Below are 15,780 nucleotides of genomic sequence, written 5' to 3' on the forward strand. Positions count from 1 at the left end.
GGCGCCGGAGAAGCCGTCGCCACCGCTCCAGGACAGAGTCATGAGTTCGAAGCCCGAGACCGCCCCCGAAAGTCTGCTCGACGAGTTGCAGACGACCCTCGCGCACGGCACCGTCGCGCGCCGTGTCGAGACGCTGCGCCGCGTGACCGACCTCTTCATCAACGGCTCGGTCAACTATTCGGACCAGCAGATCGTGCTGTTCGACGACGTTTTCCAATGCCTGCTCGAGCACATCGAGAGCTCGGCCAAGGCACTGCTCGCCAACCGCCTCGCCCCGATCGACACCGCGCCGCCGCAGACCATCCGCACCCTTGCCTTCGACGACCTGATCGAGGTCGCGGGCCCCGTGCTGACGCTGTCGCCGCGGCTCGACGACGATACCCTGATCGAAACGGCGCGCAGCAAGAGTCAGGCGCATCTGCTCGCGATCTCGAACCGCAAGACGCTGAGCGGCGCCGTCACCGACGTGCTGGTGCTGCGCGGCAATGACGAGGTGATCCAGAGCGCGGTCAACAATCCCGGCGCGGAGTTCACCGAGCGCGGCTTCACCCGCCTGGTCAGCCGCGCCGAGGGCGACGACAATCTGTCGACCTGCGTCGGCCTGCGCCCGAACATCCCGCGGCATCTCTATCTCAAGCTGGTCGCCAAGGCCTCGGACGCGGTCAGGCAGCGGCTCGAGGCTGCCAATCCGCAGCAGGCCAAGGAGATTCCGATCGCGGTGAAGGAAGCGACGCGACGCGCGCGCTCGGCGCCGGCCGCCGTGACGCCGGACACCACGATCGCGCATGCCCTCGTCAAGTCGCTCTACCAGGACGGCCGGCTCGACGAATTCCAGCTCGCAGCCTTCGCCGAGGCCGGCAAGTTCGACGAGACCAATGCCTCGCTGGCCGCGCTCGCCAACGTCTCGGTCAGCGTCGCCGAGAACATGATGATCGAAACCCGCGCCGAGGGCGTCATGATCCTGGCCAAGGTCTCGGGCCTGTCATGGTCGACGGTGCGGGCGATCATCAACCTGCGCGACGACATCTCGGGCGGCGAGCCGACCGATCTGCAGGCCTGCAAGGACACCTATGAACGGCTGCGGCCGTCGACCGCGCAGCAGGTGCTGCGCTTCCATCGCATGCAGCAGTCCGCGCCCGCGGCCTAATAGCGTAGCGCCCGGTTTCCCATCAGCGCGCCGACGCTCGCGACGATCGCGGTCGCCAGCGTGTACCAGGTGGCAACGAACAGCGGCGAGTCATCGGTGCAGTGCGACGCGTAGACGGTCGCAGCGAGCCCTGCCGAGAGCAAGCCGGCTATCGCGCCGGCGACCGCCGGCCGCGCCGGCGCGCCCTGCCGCAGCCCGTACAGCGCGCCGACCAGCAGCGGCAGCGACATCGCGGGGATTGCGGTCATGCAGGCCATCGAATTCTTGCCGATCAGCCGCGTCATCATCGGCGTACGCTGCGGCATCATCATCTCGCCACTGATGGCGGCGACGAGGATGCCGGCGGGAATCAGCAGCCACCAGCCGAAGCCGCGCAGCGAGGCCTCCGGACGCGACAGATGCAGGCTGACCGCGATCGCCGAGGCGGCGAGCGCCAGCGTCACGGCGAATTTCAGGTCGAAGAACGGATTGCGCATCGCGCTCATCACGTCGGGCCGCACGCCGAGTTCGGCGAAGAAGATCAGGAGCGAGACTGGCGCCGCCGCCAGCAATGCCAGCATCAGCGCAAGACCGACCGGACGCGCGTGATAGGCATTGTCGGCGGCCAGGGTTCGAATGAGTTGATCGGTGTCCATGCTCATTGATCCCGTAATTTCGCAGTGAGGCTGGCAAGCCCGCGATGGAGCGCGACCCGCACCGCGCCCTCGGTCATCGAGAATTTCGCCGCGGTGTCCTTGATCGAGGCGCTTTCGACCGCGATCGATTGCAGCACCTCGCGCTGCCGCGCGGGCAACGCCTGCAGCTGGGCGCTCACCTCGCTCGGCAAGGCCGTCGGTTCCGGTGTTTCCCCAGGCAGCGTCTCGGCGAAATCATCGATGTTGACGAAGATCCGCTTGCCGCGGCGGCGCAGCGCGTCGATCAGCTTGTTGCGTGCGATCGCGAACAGCCACGGCGCGAACGCCGCGCTCGTGTCCCAGGTCTGTCGCTTCAAATGCACCGCCAACAAGATGTCCTGCACGATGTCCTCGGACTGATCGACCGGCTGTCCCGCGCGCGCCAGGCCGCGGCGCGCCGCGGCACGGAGTACCGGCGTGATGGCCTTGAGCAGGCGATGATACGCCGCGTCATCGCCTGAAATGGCCGACCGCATCAGGCCGGTCCATTCATCCTCACGTTCGCGCACGCAGGCTCCTGAATTGCAATTCGGCCGATCTTTCAGTTCGTTACGCGGCACGCCAGACGATCACGAATTCGTGATATCCATTCTCCGGCATGACCGCGCCGAGGATCGGCCTCAAAGAATCGCTCCGGCGGGTTTCCAGACGTCACGGCTCATAACACCGATCGGTCCGACAAGCATCGGTGCTGCTGCTCGCCCGATCGACCACTAGGACGAAATTGCCCAGCTTTTGCCGCCGGATGCCCGAAGATTCCCTTTTTCTGCCCCGGTGTGGACACGCAGCGGGGTCTCTTTTCGCCCTTGGGCGGGCGACATGGGGAGATCATCAAAATGAAGATCGAAGCCAGCGGGCGCTTGGCATTGATGGTTGCGACAGGACTGACAGGGCTTTTCGTAGGTCTCGCCGGTCCGCTGCCGGCACATGCGGCTGGTTCGGACACATCAGCATCGAAATCCGACAGCGCAACGACCGACAAGTCCGCGCAACAGAGCCCCCGGCATGGCCGGCGCCATGCGCGTCGCCAGTCCTCCAAGACGGCCGATAAATCCGAGAGCAAGAAGGCCACCGGTAGCGACGCCGGCAGCGTCACCTCGGCAGGCATTCCCGCCACGGTCGCCAACGCCAATGCAGAGCTGACCTCCGGCGACGACAATGCGGCGGCGACGCCGGTGAAAGCCAATGCGTTGATCGCAGCGGCCGACAAGCCCGCGGATCAGTCCGACGGTAATGTGGTCGCATCCGACCAGCTCAACGACGTCGACCGCGCCCTGCAGCAGGAGCAGCCGGCGGAACAGCCGCAGCCGGCTCAGCCGCAGACCGCCCAGCTGGAGGCGCCGCCTGCGCAGCCGCCGGTTGCCGTGGCGGCACCCAAGCCCGCCCCGGTTCTGGCGAGCAGCGACAGCGCGAGCTGGGACCAGACCTCGCTGATCGGGAAGATCTTCATCGGCTTCGGCGCCCTGCTCACGGTGGCCTCCGCCGCGCGCATGTTCATGGCCTAGCGGAGGCGCTCGCGGTGCGGCGCGGGGGGCGCCGCACCGCGGCCCAAAGCCTCGTTTCAGCCACTTGAAGCGCATCCCGTCAGCGGGCACATTGCCCTGCAAATCAGGCACGGGGTTTGCGTCCATGGCTACGTTCGAATTCATCATCGTCGAAAGCAAGGGACCGGTCGGCGTCATCACGCTGAACCGGCCGAAAATGCTGAATGCGCTCTCGTTCGGCGTGTTCCGCGAGATCGCCGCGGCGGTCGACGATCTCGAGGCCGACGACAAGATCGGCTGTATCCTGATCACCGGCAGCGAGAAGGCCTTCGCGGCCGGCGCAGACATCAAGGAGATGCAGCCGAAGGGCTTCATCGACATGTTCAACAGCGACTTCACCGCGATCGGCGGCGACCGCGTCGCCCGTTGCCGCAAGCCGACCATCGCCGCGGTCGCGGGCTATGCGCTCGGCGGCGGCTGCGAGCTCGCGATGATGTGCGACATCATCATCGCGGCCGACACCGCCAAGTTCGGCCAGCCGGAGATCACCCTCGGCACCATTCCCGGCATCGGCGGCACGCAGCGCCTGACCCGCGCGATCGGCAAGTCGAAGGCGATGGATCTCTGCCTGACCGGGCGGATGATGGATGCGGCGGAAGCCGAGCGCTCGGGCCTCGTGTCGCGGATCGTGCCGGCCGACAAGCTGCTCGAGGAGGCGCTCGCGGCGGCCGAGAAGATCGCCTCGATGTCGCGTCCGGCAGTCGCGATGGCCAAGGAAGCCGTCAACCGCGCGTTCGAAACGCCGCTCGCGGAAGGCATGAATGTCGAGCGCAACCTGTTCCACTCGACCTTCGCGCTCGAGGATCGCTCCGAGGGCATGGCGGCGTTCATCGAGAAGCGCAAGCCGGTCAACAAGAACCGCTAAAGCATGATCCGGAAAAGTGCGAAGCGGTTTTCCGGACAAGATCATGCGCAGACAACAGGCTAAAGCGTGATGATCTCATCGCGCTTTATCCCTTCGGGCTCCGTTGCAAGGCCGCGGTGACGAGCGCGCGATAGGCGCGCTCGGCGAAATGCGTCGGCTTGTCGAGACCGAGCCGCGCCAGGCATTCGCGGTCGGCGGCATCGGGCGGATGCCGCATGCCTTGCCACAGCAGGCCGGCGAGTTGCAGCGGCGGAATCAGCCGCTGCTCGACATCGGTGAAGTCGCTGCCGAACGGGAATGACGGCAGCAGCCCGGCGTCACGCGCGGGCCTCAGCGCAGCGCCGATGCGCTCGGGATAATTTTCGCGATGCGCCGCGGGAATCTCGTAGCTGCGCGGCAGCTTGCCGGCGTCCTTGGCCTGCCGCATCAATTCGCTCTGGAAGCGGGAGTCCGAGACCTGCAGCATCGCGGCGATCATGTCGGCATCGGATTTCCCCCTGACGTCGGCGACGCCATATTCCGTGACAAAGACATCGCGCAGATGCCGCGGGATGGTCTCATGTCCATAGGACCAGCGGATGTTCGACTGCGCCTGCTTGCCGGACTGACTGGTCGCCTCCAACGCCAGCACAGAACGTGCGCCCTCGAGCGCGAATGCCTGCGCTACAAAATTATACTGGCCGCCGACCCCGCTCACGACCTGGCCATTCTCCAGACCATCCGAGATCGCAGCGCCGAGCAGCGTCGCCATCATCGCGTTGTTGACGAAGCGCGCATCGACCCGGGCGCGACGCTTGCCGTCCTCGTCGCCGAAGATCTCGTTGGTGAAGGAAACCGGCATCATCTGGATTCGCGCCAGCTGCTGCTGCATGATGCCGTGGAATTGGGCGTTGTCGCGATGGCGGACCACGAGCCCCTGCGCCAGCGCGTCGCCGACCTGCCCGATGCCGATCTGCAACGTGCCGCCGTCACGGACCAGACCGGCGGCGTGCAAGCCGATCGCATATTTGGTGTCGCTGATCGGCTCGGACGGCGGCGCGAACAGCGGGAAATCGGTCTCGGGACTGTCGAGCACCGCGGCGAATTCATCCGCCGGCAGGTCGCCGGCGCCGGGCATGAACGGCAGCTCGGAATTGACCTGGCCGATCAGCCTGAACGACGCCCGCCCCTGCACACGAGCGCGCAGCGCGTCGAGCGTGGTGTCGGTGTTGCAGCTCAGGCTGTAGCGCGGCGCGCCGTCTACCACGCGCTTGGCAACGAGCTGAGGCACGACATTCAGTCCGCGCGACAACAAGTATGACGCCGCACGGGTGTAGTTGGCGGAAATGTAGTACTGTTGCGCGAATGGCTGGTGCAGCCACTGCCCGGCGAGGAAGAAGAACTCGATCATTTTGATGTTGGGCGGGAACGCGCCGCGATGCAGTGCATCGGCATAGGCGAGATCCGGATAGCTCGCGCATACAGCGCGTTGACGATGTGGTTGGCCTTGCCGAGGCCGAGGGCAGCCCGACCACCAGCTCGGTTCCGACGTCACGAATGATGTGCTCCGCGATCGCCTCGGGGTCGGAGAAGAAGATGGGCATCAGCAATGGACCCGGAGGAGACGGTGGATAACCGGCATCGTTGAATCGACGGCCGGCGGTTCAAACTTATACTTCATATGACCGGTACGTGCGCCTGTGACGAACCGGCAACAGACAAGAACTGAAATGATGTGCAGATGTCGCGCGGCGGTTTGTCTGTGGCGGCACCGCCCCGTAAACAGGTAGATGTGTCGGCGGCGGCGGCGGGGGCGCACTGCCGGGGTTTTTGGTTTGCGGGATCACATGGTTGAGCGTGCCGCGAGGGTCGGCGATGTTACGAGGCGCGTGCTTTTGTCGGGCATCGGCCTTGGCGTGCTGGCATGCGCGCTGCTGACGGAGACTAAGGCCCGCGCCGAGAGCCTGCCGGAAGCCCTGGTCAAGGCGTATCAGACCAATCCGCAACTCAATGCCGAGCGGGCGCGCCAGCGGGCGACCGACGAGAACGTGCCGCAGGCGCTGGCCGGCTACCGTCCCCAGATCATCGCCGGCCTGTCGGTCGGCCTGCAGGCGGTGCGCGACCAGCTGCCCGGCAATGTGATCCAGACCGCAACGCTGAAGCCGTGGCAGATCGGCGTCACGGTGACGCAGACCCTGTTCAACGGCTTCAAGACCACCAACAGCGTCCGCGTCGCCGAGTTGCAGGTGCAGTCCGGCCGCGAGGCCCTGCGCAATGTCGGCCAGGGCGTGCTGCTCGACGCCGTCACCGCCTACACCAATGTGCTGGCCAACCAGACCCTGGTCGAGGCGCAGCGCGCCAACGTCGCCTTCCTGAAGGAGACCCGGGCAATCACCGAACGGCGCCTCAATGCCGGCGACGTGACGCCGACCGATACCGCCCAGGCCGAGGCGCGGCTCAACCGCGGCCTCGCCGACCTCAACGCCGCCGAGGTCAATTACGCGGTCAGCCAGGCTACCTATGCGCAGGTGGTCGGCACTGCGCCATCCCAGTTGCGTCCGGCCGAGACCATCGACCGGCTGTTGCCGCGCAGCCGCGAGGATGCGATCGCGCTCTCGCTCCGCGAGCATCCCGCCGTCACCGCGGCAGGCTTCGACGTCGACGTCGCCTCGACCTCGATCCGCGTCGCCGAGAGCAGCCTGATGCCGAATGTCTCGGTGCAGGGCAGCGTCAGCCGCAGCCGCGACACCGACACCACGCTCGGCAGCTTCGGCACCGATCAAGCCTCGGTGATCGGTCAGGTCACGCAGCCGATCTATGACGGCGGCACCGCCGCATCGCAGACCCGGCAGGCCAAGGAAGTCGCGGCGCAGAGCCGGCTGGTGCTGGATCGGGTCCGCAATCAAGCCAAGACCGCCGTGGTCAGCGCGTGGGTCGCCAATGAGGGCGCCAAGATCGCGGTGTCGGCCTCGGAGTCCGAGATGAAGGCCGCGGAAGTTGCGCTCGCCGGCGTGCAGAAGGAAGCCGCGGGCGGCCAGCGCACCACGGTCGACGTGCTCAACGCGCAGCAGGATTTGATCACCGCGCGGGCGCGGCTGATCGGTGCGCAGCGCGACCGCGTGATTGCCTCCTACACGCTGCTCAGCGCGACCGGGCGGCTCGACGTCAAGACGCTGAACCTGAAGACGCCGGACTATCTGCCCGAGGTGCACTACCATCAGGTGCGCGACGCCTGGCACGGCCTGCGCACGCCGTCGGGACAATAGGTGTTGTGGAACCGTTCGCTCCGCGAACTGGCCCTTCCCGCCCGCTCCCTCCGCCGATAACCTCCGCCTCCGCCGGCAAGCCATAATGCCGGCGCGCGTATGACGCGCATAACAGCCGAGCACGCAGGGAGACGTCCAATGCTGACGCGACGCGATATGATGCTGGCTTCCATCGCAGCCGGAGTGACCATGACCAGCAGCAACGCATTTTCCAAGGCAGCGCAACCATCGACCGCGGTGAATTTCGACGTGCCTGCCGGGGCGTGCGACTGCCACACCCACATCCATGGCGACCCCGAGAAATTCCCGTTCTTCGCCGGCCGCGTCTACACGCCGGAACCGGCCTCGCCGGAGGAGATGAGCGCGCTGCACAAGGCGCTCCATGTCGAGCGCGTGGTGATCGTGACGCCAAGCGTCTACGGCCCCGACAATTCGTCGACCCTGTTCGGCATCACGGCCCGCGGGCCGACAGCGCGCGGCGTCGCCGTGATCGACGACAAGACCAGCGAGAGCGATCTCGATGCCATGAACAAGGCCGGCTTCCGCGGCATCCGCCTCAACCTCGCGACCGGCGGCGTCAACGATCCCAATGTCGGCCGGCAGCGCTTCTCGGCCGCGATCGAGCGGATGAAGGCGCGCGGCTGGCATGTGCAGCTGTTCACCAGCCTCGCCATGATCTCCGCGATCAAGGACCTCGTCGCCACAGCGCCGGTGCCGGTCGTGTTCGATCATTTCGGCGGCGCCGAGGCCGCGCTCGGCACCGGCCAGCCGGGATTTGCCGACCTGCTCGCGCTGGTCAAGTCCGGCAAGGCCTATGTCAAGATTTCCGGCGCCTACCGCGCCTCCAAGCTCGCGCCCGATTATGCCGACGCCACGCCGCTGGCGCAGGCGCTGATCGCGGCCAATGCCGAGCGCATCGTCTGGGGCACCGACTGGCCGCATCCGGATTCGGTGACGCCGCAAGGCAAGAAGGTCACCGACGTGACACCGTTGTTTCAGATCGACGACGGCCGCCTCCTCAACCAGCTTCCGGTCTGGGCGCCGGATGCCGCGGTCCGCAAGGCGATCCTGGTCGACAACCCGGCACGGCTCTACGGCTTCACCTGATCCCTTCTGAGCTAGCTAGCGCTCGCGCGGCCGGCGCGAGAAATAGAAGATCAGCACCGGCAGCGTGATCAGGATCACCAGCGGCGCCAGCATCATGCCGGTGACGACGACGATGGCGAGCGGCTTCTGCACCTGCGAGCCGATGCCTTCCGAAATCGCCGCCGGCAACAGGCCGACGCCTGCCACCACGCAGGTCATCAGCACCGGACGAAGCTGCAGCTCGCCGGTGCGGATCACCGCGCGCATCCGGTCGTAGCCTTCATCGATCAGCTGGTTGAACTGCGACAGGATGATGATGCCGTCCATCACGGCGATGCCGAACAGCGCGATGAATCCGATCGCCGCCGACACGCTGAACGGAATTCCCGAGATCAGAAGCCCGAGCACGCCGCCGAAGATCGCCATCGGGATCACGCTCATCGCGAGCATGGTGTCGACCATCGAGCCGAAATTGAAGAACAGCAGCACCGCGATCAGCGCGAGGCTGATCGGCACCACGATCGACAGCCGCCTGATCGCATCCTGCAGATTGCCGAATTCGCCGACCCACTCGACACGCGATCCCGGCGGCAGCTGGACCTGCTCGTCGATCTTCTGCTGCGCCTCCCGGATCGCGCTGCCGAGGTCGCGCTCGCGCACCGAGAACTTGATCGGCAGGTAACGTTCCTGCTGTTCGCGGTAGATATAGGCCGCGCCGGAGATCAGGTTGATCGAGGCTACTTCAGAGAGCGGGATCTGCGTGATGCCGCCATTGGCGTTGGCCACCCCGATCCGCAAGTTCTGGATCGCCTCCGCGCTCTTGCGGTATTCCGGCGCCAGGCGGACGATGATCGGGAAGTGCCGGTCGCTGCCGGGTTCATAGAGGTCGCCGGCGCTATCGCCACCGACCGCGACCCGGATCGTGGCGTTGATGTCGCCCGGCGACAGGCCATAGCGCGCGGCACGGGCGCGATCGACGTCGATCTGGATGGTCGGCTGGCCGAGCGAGGTGAACACCGCGAGGTCGGTGACACCCTGCACGGTCGACAACACCGACTTGATCTTGTTGGCGGTGTCGGTCAGCGCCTGCAGATCATTGCCGTAGAGCTTGATCGAGTTCTCGCCCTTCACGCCGGACACCGCTTCCGACACGTTGTCCTGCAGATATTGCGAGAAATTGAATTCGACGCCCGGGAATCTCTCCTGCAACTGCGCCAGCAATTGCGCGGTAAGCACTTCCTTGTCGTGGGTGGTAGGCCATTCGCTGGCCGGCTTCAGCGGCGCGAAGAACTCGGCGTTGAACAGGCCTGCCGCGTCGGTGCCGTCGTCGGGACGGCCATGCTGCGACACCACCGACAGCACCTCGGGACGGCTGCGGATCAGCTTGCGCATCTCGTTGACATAGGCATTGCCTTCCTGCAGCGAGATCGTCGGCGGCAGCGTGGCGCGGATCCACAGATTGCCCTCTTCCAGCTTCGGCAGGAATTCGAGGCCGAGGAAGCGCGCGAAGATGATGGTCATGACCACGAGGCCGGCCGCACCGGTCATCACCATCTTGCGGTTGGCGATCGCCCAGTTCAGCACCGGCACGTAGATCGCGTCGAGCTTCTTGACGATCCAGGTCTCGGTCTCGTGGATGTGCGCCGGCAGGATGATCGCGCTCAGCGCCGGCGTCACCGTGAAGGTCGCAAGCAGGCCGCCGGCAAGCGCATAGGCATAGGTGCGCGCCATCGGGCCGAAGATGTTGCCCTCGACACCGGATAGCGTGAACAGCGGCAGGAACGCCGCGATGATGATCGCCGCGGCAAAGAAGATCGAACGCGACACATCGGCCCCCGCCGACAGGATCGCATGACTCTTCATCCCCATCACCGTGTCCTCGGAGATGTGGCTTCGCTCGTCTTCCGACAGCGCCGTGGTCTGCGACAGCCGGCGGAAGATCGCCTCCACCATGATCACGGTGGCATCGACGATCAGGCCGAAATCGATCGCGCCGACCGACAGCAGATTGGCGGATTCGCCGCGCAGCACCAGGATGATCACGGCGAAGAACAGCGCGAACGGGATCGTCGCGCCGACGATCAGCGCACTGCGGAGGTCGCCGAGGAAGATCCACTGCAACAGCACGATCAGGAGGATGCCGACCACCATGTTGTGCAGCACGGTGTGGGTGGTGAGCTCGATCAGGTCCTTGCGGTCGTAGATCCGCTCGATCTTCACGCCGGGCGGCAGGATCGAGGAATGGTTGATGTCGTGGACCAGCTGCTCGACGCGGGAGATCGTCGGCGAGCTCTGCTCGCCGCGGCGCATCAGCACGATGCCCTGCACGATGTCGTCGTCATTGTCGAGGCCGGCGATGCCGAGCCGCGGCTTCTCGCCGATCGTGACATGGGCGATGTCGCGCACCAGCACCGGATTGCCGCCGGACTGCGAGACCATGGTGTTGGCGAGGTCGTCGATCGAGCGGATCAGGCCGACGCCGCGCACCACGGCCGATTGCGAGCCGATGTTCACGGTGTTGCCGCCGACATTGATGTTGGCGTTGGAAACCGCCTGCAGCACCTGCGGCAGCGTCAGGCCGTTGGCGACCAGCTTGTTGAAGTCGACCTGGATCTCATAGGTCTTGGTCTTGCCGCCCCAGCCGGTGACGTCGATCACGCCGGGCACGGCGCGGAAGCGGCGCTGCAGCACCCAGTCCTGCAGCGTCTTGAGGTCGAGCACGCTGTAGTTCGGCGGTCCCTTCAGGCGGTAGCGGAAGATTTCGCCGATCGGGCTGAGCGGCGAGATGCCGGGCAGCACGTTGCCCGGCAGCGGCGCGAGCTGCGACAGGCGGTTGAGCACCTGTTGCAGCGCCTCGTCATAGGTGTAGTCGAAGGAGAACTGCAGCTTGACGTCGGAGAGGCCGTACAGCGAGATGGTACGGATGGTCTTGAGGTTCTTGATGCCGGCGACCTGGGTCTCGATCGGGATCGTGATGTAGCGCTCGATCTCCTCGGCCGAGAGACCCGGGCTCTGCGTCACGATGTCGACCATCGGCGGGGTCGGATCGGGATAGGCCTCGATGTTGAGCTGCTTGAACGCGAGCAGGCCGCCGATGAAGACGGCCACGAACATGGCCACCATCAAGTAGCGGCGATTGACGGCAAGGGCGACGAGGCGATCCATTCAGATCGGCGCTTTCAACTGGAAGGGACTTTTCTTATTGAGCGTGATCTCCGCGCAAACGCGTTGCGCGTTTGTCGCGAGGGAAAACCGCTTCCCACGTTTCCGGATCATGCGCTTAGGTGCCTGATGCGGCGCGGTCGATGAAGAGGCTTCCCTTCGTCACGATCTGCTCGCCCGGCTTGAGGTTGCCGGCGACCTCGACGAGGTCGCCATTGATGAGGCCGGGCTTGATCTGGCGCAGTTCGATGGTCTTGTCGTCGGGCCTCGCGACCCAGACCCGAACCTGATCACCCTCGTAGATCAGCGCCTGCTTCGGCACGCCGACCGCCGGATGATCGCCCTTCGAATACAGCGTCACATTGGCGAACATCTCGGGCTTCAACCGCTTGTCGGCGTTGTCGATGGTGGCGCGGACCAGGAGCCGGCGCGAGGTCGCGTCGATCGCCGCGGCGACATAGTTGACCCGGGCGTTCAGCACCTTGCCCGGCAGCGCCATCACGCTGAAAGTGAGGTCCTGCCCGACCGCGACGCTGTCGGCGTCGGATTCGCGGACAAAGGCGATCAGCCAGACGGTCGACAGATCACCAATCACGTAGACCGGGTCGCTGGCGCCGGTCGAGACATACTGGCCCGGACCGGCCTTGCGCTGAACCACGGTGCCGCCGATCGGCGCGAACACCGTCGTCTCCGGATTGAGGCGGCCCTTCTGTCGCAGCGTCGTGATGTCGTCGTCGCTGAAGCCGAGGATGCGCAGCTTGTTCTGCGCCGCTTCCAAAAGCGTCTGCGCCGAGCGCGCATCGTTCTGCGCCTGCACCAGCGCCGCCTGCGCCTGCTGATAATCCTTCAGCGGGATCGCCTTGCCCTCGGACAGATCCTTGGCGCGCTTCTCCTGAATCTGCGCCAGGTCGAGCGCCGACTGTGCCTTGTTGAGGCCGGTCATCGCCGCGACGTAATCGTTCTGCGCCTGCACGGTGTCGGCCGCCTCGATCACGAACAGCGGCTGGCCCTTCACCACGGCATCGCCCGGCCGCACCATGAGGCGGGTGACGCGCCCGGTGTAGGGCGAGTAGACCGGGGTGGAGCGGTCCTCATCGATGCCGATCTTGCCCTCGGTCACCAGCTCGGAGCGGAAGGTGCGCTCGCTCACGGTCTGGAAGGTCAGGCTGGCCCACTCGGCCGCCGACGGCGCATAGCGCGCGCCGCCCTTGCGGGACTGGCTGGAGACTTCCGAAGATGTCTGCTTTTCCGTGCCGAAACGCGTGTAGCCATAGGCACCCGCGCAGGCAACCGCCAGCAGCGCCGCGGCCACGACCAGGCGCGGGCGGCTAAAGCTCTGCATTCTCTTGGTAAACTCTTTCACCATGCGGTCCGCGGGGTCGATCGTTGCAGCGTCCGGCGGGACAGCCCCAGCGGTGCGCTAATAGTGCTGAATTGGCGTATCAAACAACCTAAAAATCGCCCTTCGGCGATGCCAGTCGTTAAAGTTTGGATAGCCTGAACGGCAGCTGAATGTCTCATCCGGGAAACTCCGGGGGAGGAAACTCCGGAGGATGGCTGCCGAGCGGCATGGCCGGACGGGACCAATGGGCCGGGGTCCGCGACAGAACCGCCGCGTGGCGGACCGAGCTCAGCGCGCCGAAGCCGGACGGCAGCCGTTCGATGAAGGGCTGCACCGCATCCGCCTTCAGGTCCTCGGTCGCAAGACCTCCCTCGAGGCGGCCGAGATTCCACAGCCAGCGCCCGGTCTGCGCCAGCGATACCCGGACGTGCCAGCTGCCGCCTTCGCGGGCCTGGCGGGCCTTCGCCATCATGGCGCCGAACGCCATGAAATATCCGGTGGCGTGGTCGAGCATCTGGGCCGGCAATTCCTTCGGCCCATCGGTGCCGGCCGCCCGTCCTTCGGCGTGATTGAAGCCGGTCGTGGTCTGCACCAGCGAGTCGAAGCCGCGGCGCTCGGCCCACGGTCCGGCATGACCATAGGCCGACAGCGTCACATAGACGATCCCGGGATTGATCCGCGCCGCTTCGTCCGGCGAGAAGCCGAGCCGCGCAATCGCCTGCGGACGATAGCCCTGCGAGAGAATATCGGCCTGCGCCACGAGACCGCGCATCACGCCCCGCCCCTGCTCGCTCCGCAGCTCGAGGAAGCTCGTGAGCTTGCCGCGGCCGGTGTCGATGGTGAGCCAGGGGATCGCCGGCAGATCGGGACCGGAGATCAGCAGCACGTCGGCACCATGCGCCGCGAGCGTGCGGCCGGCGACGGGACCGGCGATCACGCGCGACAGATCGAGCACACGGATGCCGGCCAGCGGCCGGTTGCCGGCGGGCCACGGCTTCGGCGCGGCCTCGCCGATCTTCTCGATCGAGACCAGCGGCAGCTTTGCCAGTTCTTTGGCATGCGGCGTCGCCGACCATTCGTCGCGCGAGCGCATCAAGGCGACGACGCCGCCGGCGGCGTAGGCCGCGGTCTCAAACGCCTCGCCGTCCCATCGCAGCAGCGCGGCCTGGACCTCGTCACGTTCGGCGTTGCAACCCAGCACCTTGCAGACAGCGTCGCGATGATGCGGGAAATTGGTGTGCAGGCGGACGAAGCGATTGTCTTTGGCACGATAGACGCCGGCGATCTTGTCCCAGGCCGGCGGCGGCGGCTTGTCGTCGACGCGCAAATAGCGCTCGCTGCGGCATTCGACGACGGCATGGCGGATGTCGACCGCGACCTCTTGCTGCTCGCCGCCGCGGGCCTTCCAGATCTCGACCGCCGCGAGGCCGGCCGCTGCGATCGGCGCCTGCGCTGCGGCTGCGACCCGAAACGACGACGGCAGCTGCGGCTCGCTGCCGGTCAGCGCGACCGCATCGAGCGCGGCCGGCGCGCCGCCGGCGCCGGTCCAGACATCGGAAAGGATTTCACGAATGTCCTGCATGCGCATACCCGTTTGCGATTACTCTATGCCCGAGCATGATGACAAAAAGGCGGTGCCCGATCCCAACTGTCATTTCCAGCCCTGCCTATATCTAGCTCTGCCTGACCCACACAGGAGTTGCAATGGCTGCCATCGATCCCCTCACCGCCGGCGCTGTCTTCCTCGCGACCGCAGCGACCGACGCGGTCTATGTCATGTTCACCTCGGCGGTCGTGGCACGCAAGCGCGTGCCGGCGGCGACCTGGAGCAGCGTCTGGTATGTGCTTTCCTCCTATGCGGTGATCAGCTACACCGAAAACTGGCTCTACGTCGCCTTCGCCGCCCTCGGCTCGTGGGTCGGCGCTTACGCATCGATCACCTTCCTGCACCGCCCACCCGGCGGACCGCCGGTCGGCGCCGCGGTGGAGTAGCATGCAGCGGCTGAGGAAGTCATCCGTCGTCGATGCGACGGTGAGACCCGTCCGATAGCGGCCAATTGTAAGCTGCGTGTCAGCATTCGCGTGTAGGCTGCACGTTCGCATTCGCGCGACATCAGTCGATGAACCGATTGGATGGACGATGGCGCGTTCGCGCCGCTGGACTCAGAGAACCCATACGCCGCGGCGAATGTTGTAGGCGGGACTCGCCGTTGCAAGAGTGCATAGCAATTTGCTTCGGTGGTTAAGTCCCAGGCGTCGTCCCGGCGAAGGCCGGGACCCATACGCCGCAGCGGATGTGGTGGATGGCACTCGTCGTTCCAGCATCGCGTAACCATTTGCAACGGTGGTTATGGGTCCCGGCCTTCGCCAGGACGACGATGAGTGTGTGGCGCGGTATGTGAGTCATGCTTCCGCGTTCTCGCGACATGTTTTGTCCGAGCTTTGCATCTCGTTCCGCCCTCTCTTGAACAGAGGGCGCAGGGAAAGCCGGGTGCCGATCGCACCCATGGGCCCCGAGCAATAGGTAGAAAGCTCGGGGGTAGGACCACAGGTGTAACCGGAGCAATCCGGCTTTCCCTGCGCGATGGCTTACGACTTATACGTGCTCTCCCCGGCGAGACTGGGCTTTGTTGTCACCGTCTTCGCAACGCGCGTCGCGCAATGCGAAAAGACACCTACCACTAGGGCGTCAGGCCTGCACGATTTCGCCGTCCA

Annotated in this window: 11 protein-coding genes and 1 pseudogene; 6 read left to right on the plus strand and 6 right to left on the minus strand. The window is 65.8% G+C overall.

Translation table 11 applies throughout. From position 1 onward, the window contains the following. The first annotated feature begins 40 nt into the window (after positions 1-40). Entirely contained in the window at positions 41-1,147 is a 1,107-nt protein-coding gene (locus JEY66_RS30290) for a DUF2336 domain-containing protein (protein ID WP_018270638.1), read from the plus strand. On the opposite strand, the gene JEY66_RS30295 is transcribed toward JEY66_RS30290, so the two are convergent. Both JEY66_RS30295 and JEY66_RS30300 read right to left on the minus strand, forming a co-directional pair. Then, positions 1,144-1,782 (minus strand): NrsF family protein, encoded by a 639-nt coding sequence (locus JEY66_RS30295; RefSeq protein WP_026192513.1) that lies wholly within the window; start codon positions 1,780-1,782, stop codon positions 1,144-1,146. The genes JEY66_RS30290 and JEY66_RS30295 overlap by 4 nt on opposite strands. Before the next feature lie 2 nt (positions 1,783-1,784). Beyond that, the gene (locus JEY66_RS30300; RefSeq protein ID WP_016843232.1) at positions 1,785-2,330 is read right to left on the minus strand and encodes a sigma-70 family RNA polymerase sigma factor; all 546 of its coding nucleotides are present in this window, start codon (positions 2,328-2,330) and stop codon (positions 1,785-1,787) included. A gap of 327 nt (positions 2,331-2,657) precedes the next feature. On the opposite strand from JEY66_RS30300, the gene JEY66_RS30305 reads away from it, so the two are divergent. After that, a complete protein-coding gene (locus tag JEY66_RS30305) occupies positions 2,658-3,326 on the plus strand; it encodes a hypothetical protein (RefSeq protein WP_018270636.1) in 669 nt (222 codons plus the stop codon). Positions 3,327-3,450: 124 nt separating this feature from the next. Next, positions 3,451-4,230, plus strand: coding sequence for an enoyl-CoA hydratase (locus JEY66_RS30310; protein ID WP_016843234.1), 780 nt, complete (start codon positions 3,451-3,453; stop codon positions 4,228-4,230). An 85-nt stretch (positions 4,231-4,315) separates the two neighbouring features. On the opposite strand, the pseudogene JEY66_RS30315 reads toward JEY66_RS30310, so the two are convergent. Beyond that, positions 4,316-5,813, minus strand: a pseudogene (locus tag JEY66_RS30315) (acetyl-CoA hydrolase/transferase C-terminal domain-containing protein). A gap of 243 nt (positions 5,814-6,056) precedes the next feature. Here JEY66_RS30315 and JEY66_RS30320 point away from each other — a divergent pair. Together JEY66_RS30320 and JEY66_RS30325 are read left to right on the plus strand one after the other, a co-directional pair. Beyond that, on the plus strand, positions 6,057-7,475 hold the full coding sequence (locus JEY66_RS30320; protein ID WP_018270634.1) for a TolC family outer membrane protein: 1,419 nt from the start codon (positions 6,057-6,059) through the stop codon (positions 7,473-7,475). Between the two features lie 138 nt (positions 7,476-7,613). Continuing rightward, the gene (locus JEY66_RS30325; RefSeq protein ID WP_026192511.1) at positions 7,614-8,582 is read left to right on the plus strand and encodes an amidohydrolase family protein; all 969 of its coding nucleotides are present in this window, start codon (positions 7,614-7,616) and stop codon (positions 8,580-8,582) included. Positions 8,583-8,597: 15 nt separating this feature from the next. Here JEY66_RS30325 and JEY66_RS30330 read toward each other — a convergent pair whose 3' ends face one another. The 3 genes from JEY66_RS30330 to JEY66_RS30340 all read right to left on the minus strand — a co-directional run bounded on the left by JEY66_RS30330 (position 8,598) and on the right by JEY66_RS30340 (position 14,647). Then, positions 8,598-11,726, minus strand: a complete 3,129-nt coding sequence (locus JEY66_RS30330) for an efflux RND transporter permease subunit (RefSeq protein ID WP_018270632.1) — start codon at positions 11,724-11,726, stop codon at positions 8,598-8,600. A gap of 115 nt (positions 11,727-11,841) precedes the next feature. Continuing rightward, entirely contained in the window at positions 11,842-13,089 is a 1,248-nt protein-coding gene (locus JEY66_RS30335; protein WP_018270630.1) for an efflux RND transporter periplasmic adaptor subunit, read from the minus strand. A gap of 151 nt (positions 13,090-13,240) precedes the next feature. Continuing rightward, the gene (locus JEY66_RS30340) at positions 13,241-14,647 is read right to left on the minus strand and encodes a CoA transferase (protein ID WP_026192510.1); all 1,407 of its coding nucleotides are present in this window, start codon (positions 14,645-14,647) and stop codon (positions 13,241-13,243) included. Positions 14,648-14,769: 122 nt separating this feature from the next. On the opposite strand from JEY66_RS30340, the gene JEY66_RS30345 reads away from it, so the two are divergent. Next, positions 14,770-15,057, plus strand: a complete 288-nt coding sequence (locus JEY66_RS30345) for a hypothetical protein (protein WP_018270628.1) — start codon at positions 14,770-14,772, stop codon at positions 15,055-15,057. Positions 15,058-15,780 lie beyond the last annotated feature (723 nt).

Origin of the sequence: Bradyrhizobium elkanii USDA 76 (genome assembly GCF_023278185.1) — a bacterium.
Lineage (GTDB): Bacteria > Pseudomonadota > Alphaproteobacteria > Rhizobiales > Xanthobacteraceae > Bradyrhizobium > Bradyrhizobium elkanii.

Excerpts from the sequence above, each read along its gene's own strand:
- JEY66_RS30290 (WP_018270638.1), top strand. The coding sequence starts at position 41 with ATGAGTTCGAAGCCCGAGACCGCCCCCGAAAGTCTGCTCGACGAGTTG.
- JEY66_RS30295 (WP_026192513.1), bottom strand. The coding sequence starts at position 1,782 with ATGGACACCGATCAACTCATTCGAACCCTGGCCGCCGACAATGCCTAT.
- JEY66_RS30305 (WP_018270636.1), top strand. The coding sequence starts at position 2,658 with ATGAAGATCGAAGCCAGCGGGCGCTTGGCATTGATGGTTGCGACAGGA.
- JEY66_RS30310 (WP_016843234.1), top strand. The coding sequence starts at position 3,451 with ATGGCTACGTTCGAATTCATCATCGTCGAAAGCAAGGGACCGGTCGGC.
- JEY66_RS30320 (WP_018270634.1), top strand. The coding sequence starts at position 6,057 with ATGGTTGAGCGTGCCGCGAGGGTCGGCGATGTTACGAGGCGCGTGCTT.
- JEY66_RS30325 (WP_026192511.1), top strand. The coding sequence starts at position 7,614 with ATGCTGACGCGACGCGATATGATGCTGGCTTCCATCGCAGCCGGAGTG.
- JEY66_RS30330 (WP_018270632.1), bottom strand. The coding sequence starts at position 11,726 with ATGGATCGCCTCGTCGCCCTTGCCGTCAATCGCCGCTACTTGATGGTG.
- JEY66_RS30335 (WP_018270630.1), bottom strand. The coding sequence starts at position 13,089 with ATGGTGAAAGAGTTTACCAAGAGAATGCAGAGCTTTAGCCGCCCGCGC.
- JEY66_RS30340 (WP_026192510.1), bottom strand. The coding sequence starts at position 14,647 with ATGCAGGACATTCGTGAAATCCTTTCCGATGTCTGGACCGGCGCCGGC.
- JEY66_RS30345 (WP_018270628.1), top strand. The coding sequence starts at position 14,770 with ATGGCTGCCATCGATCCCCTCACCGCCGGCGCTGTCTTCCTCGCGACC.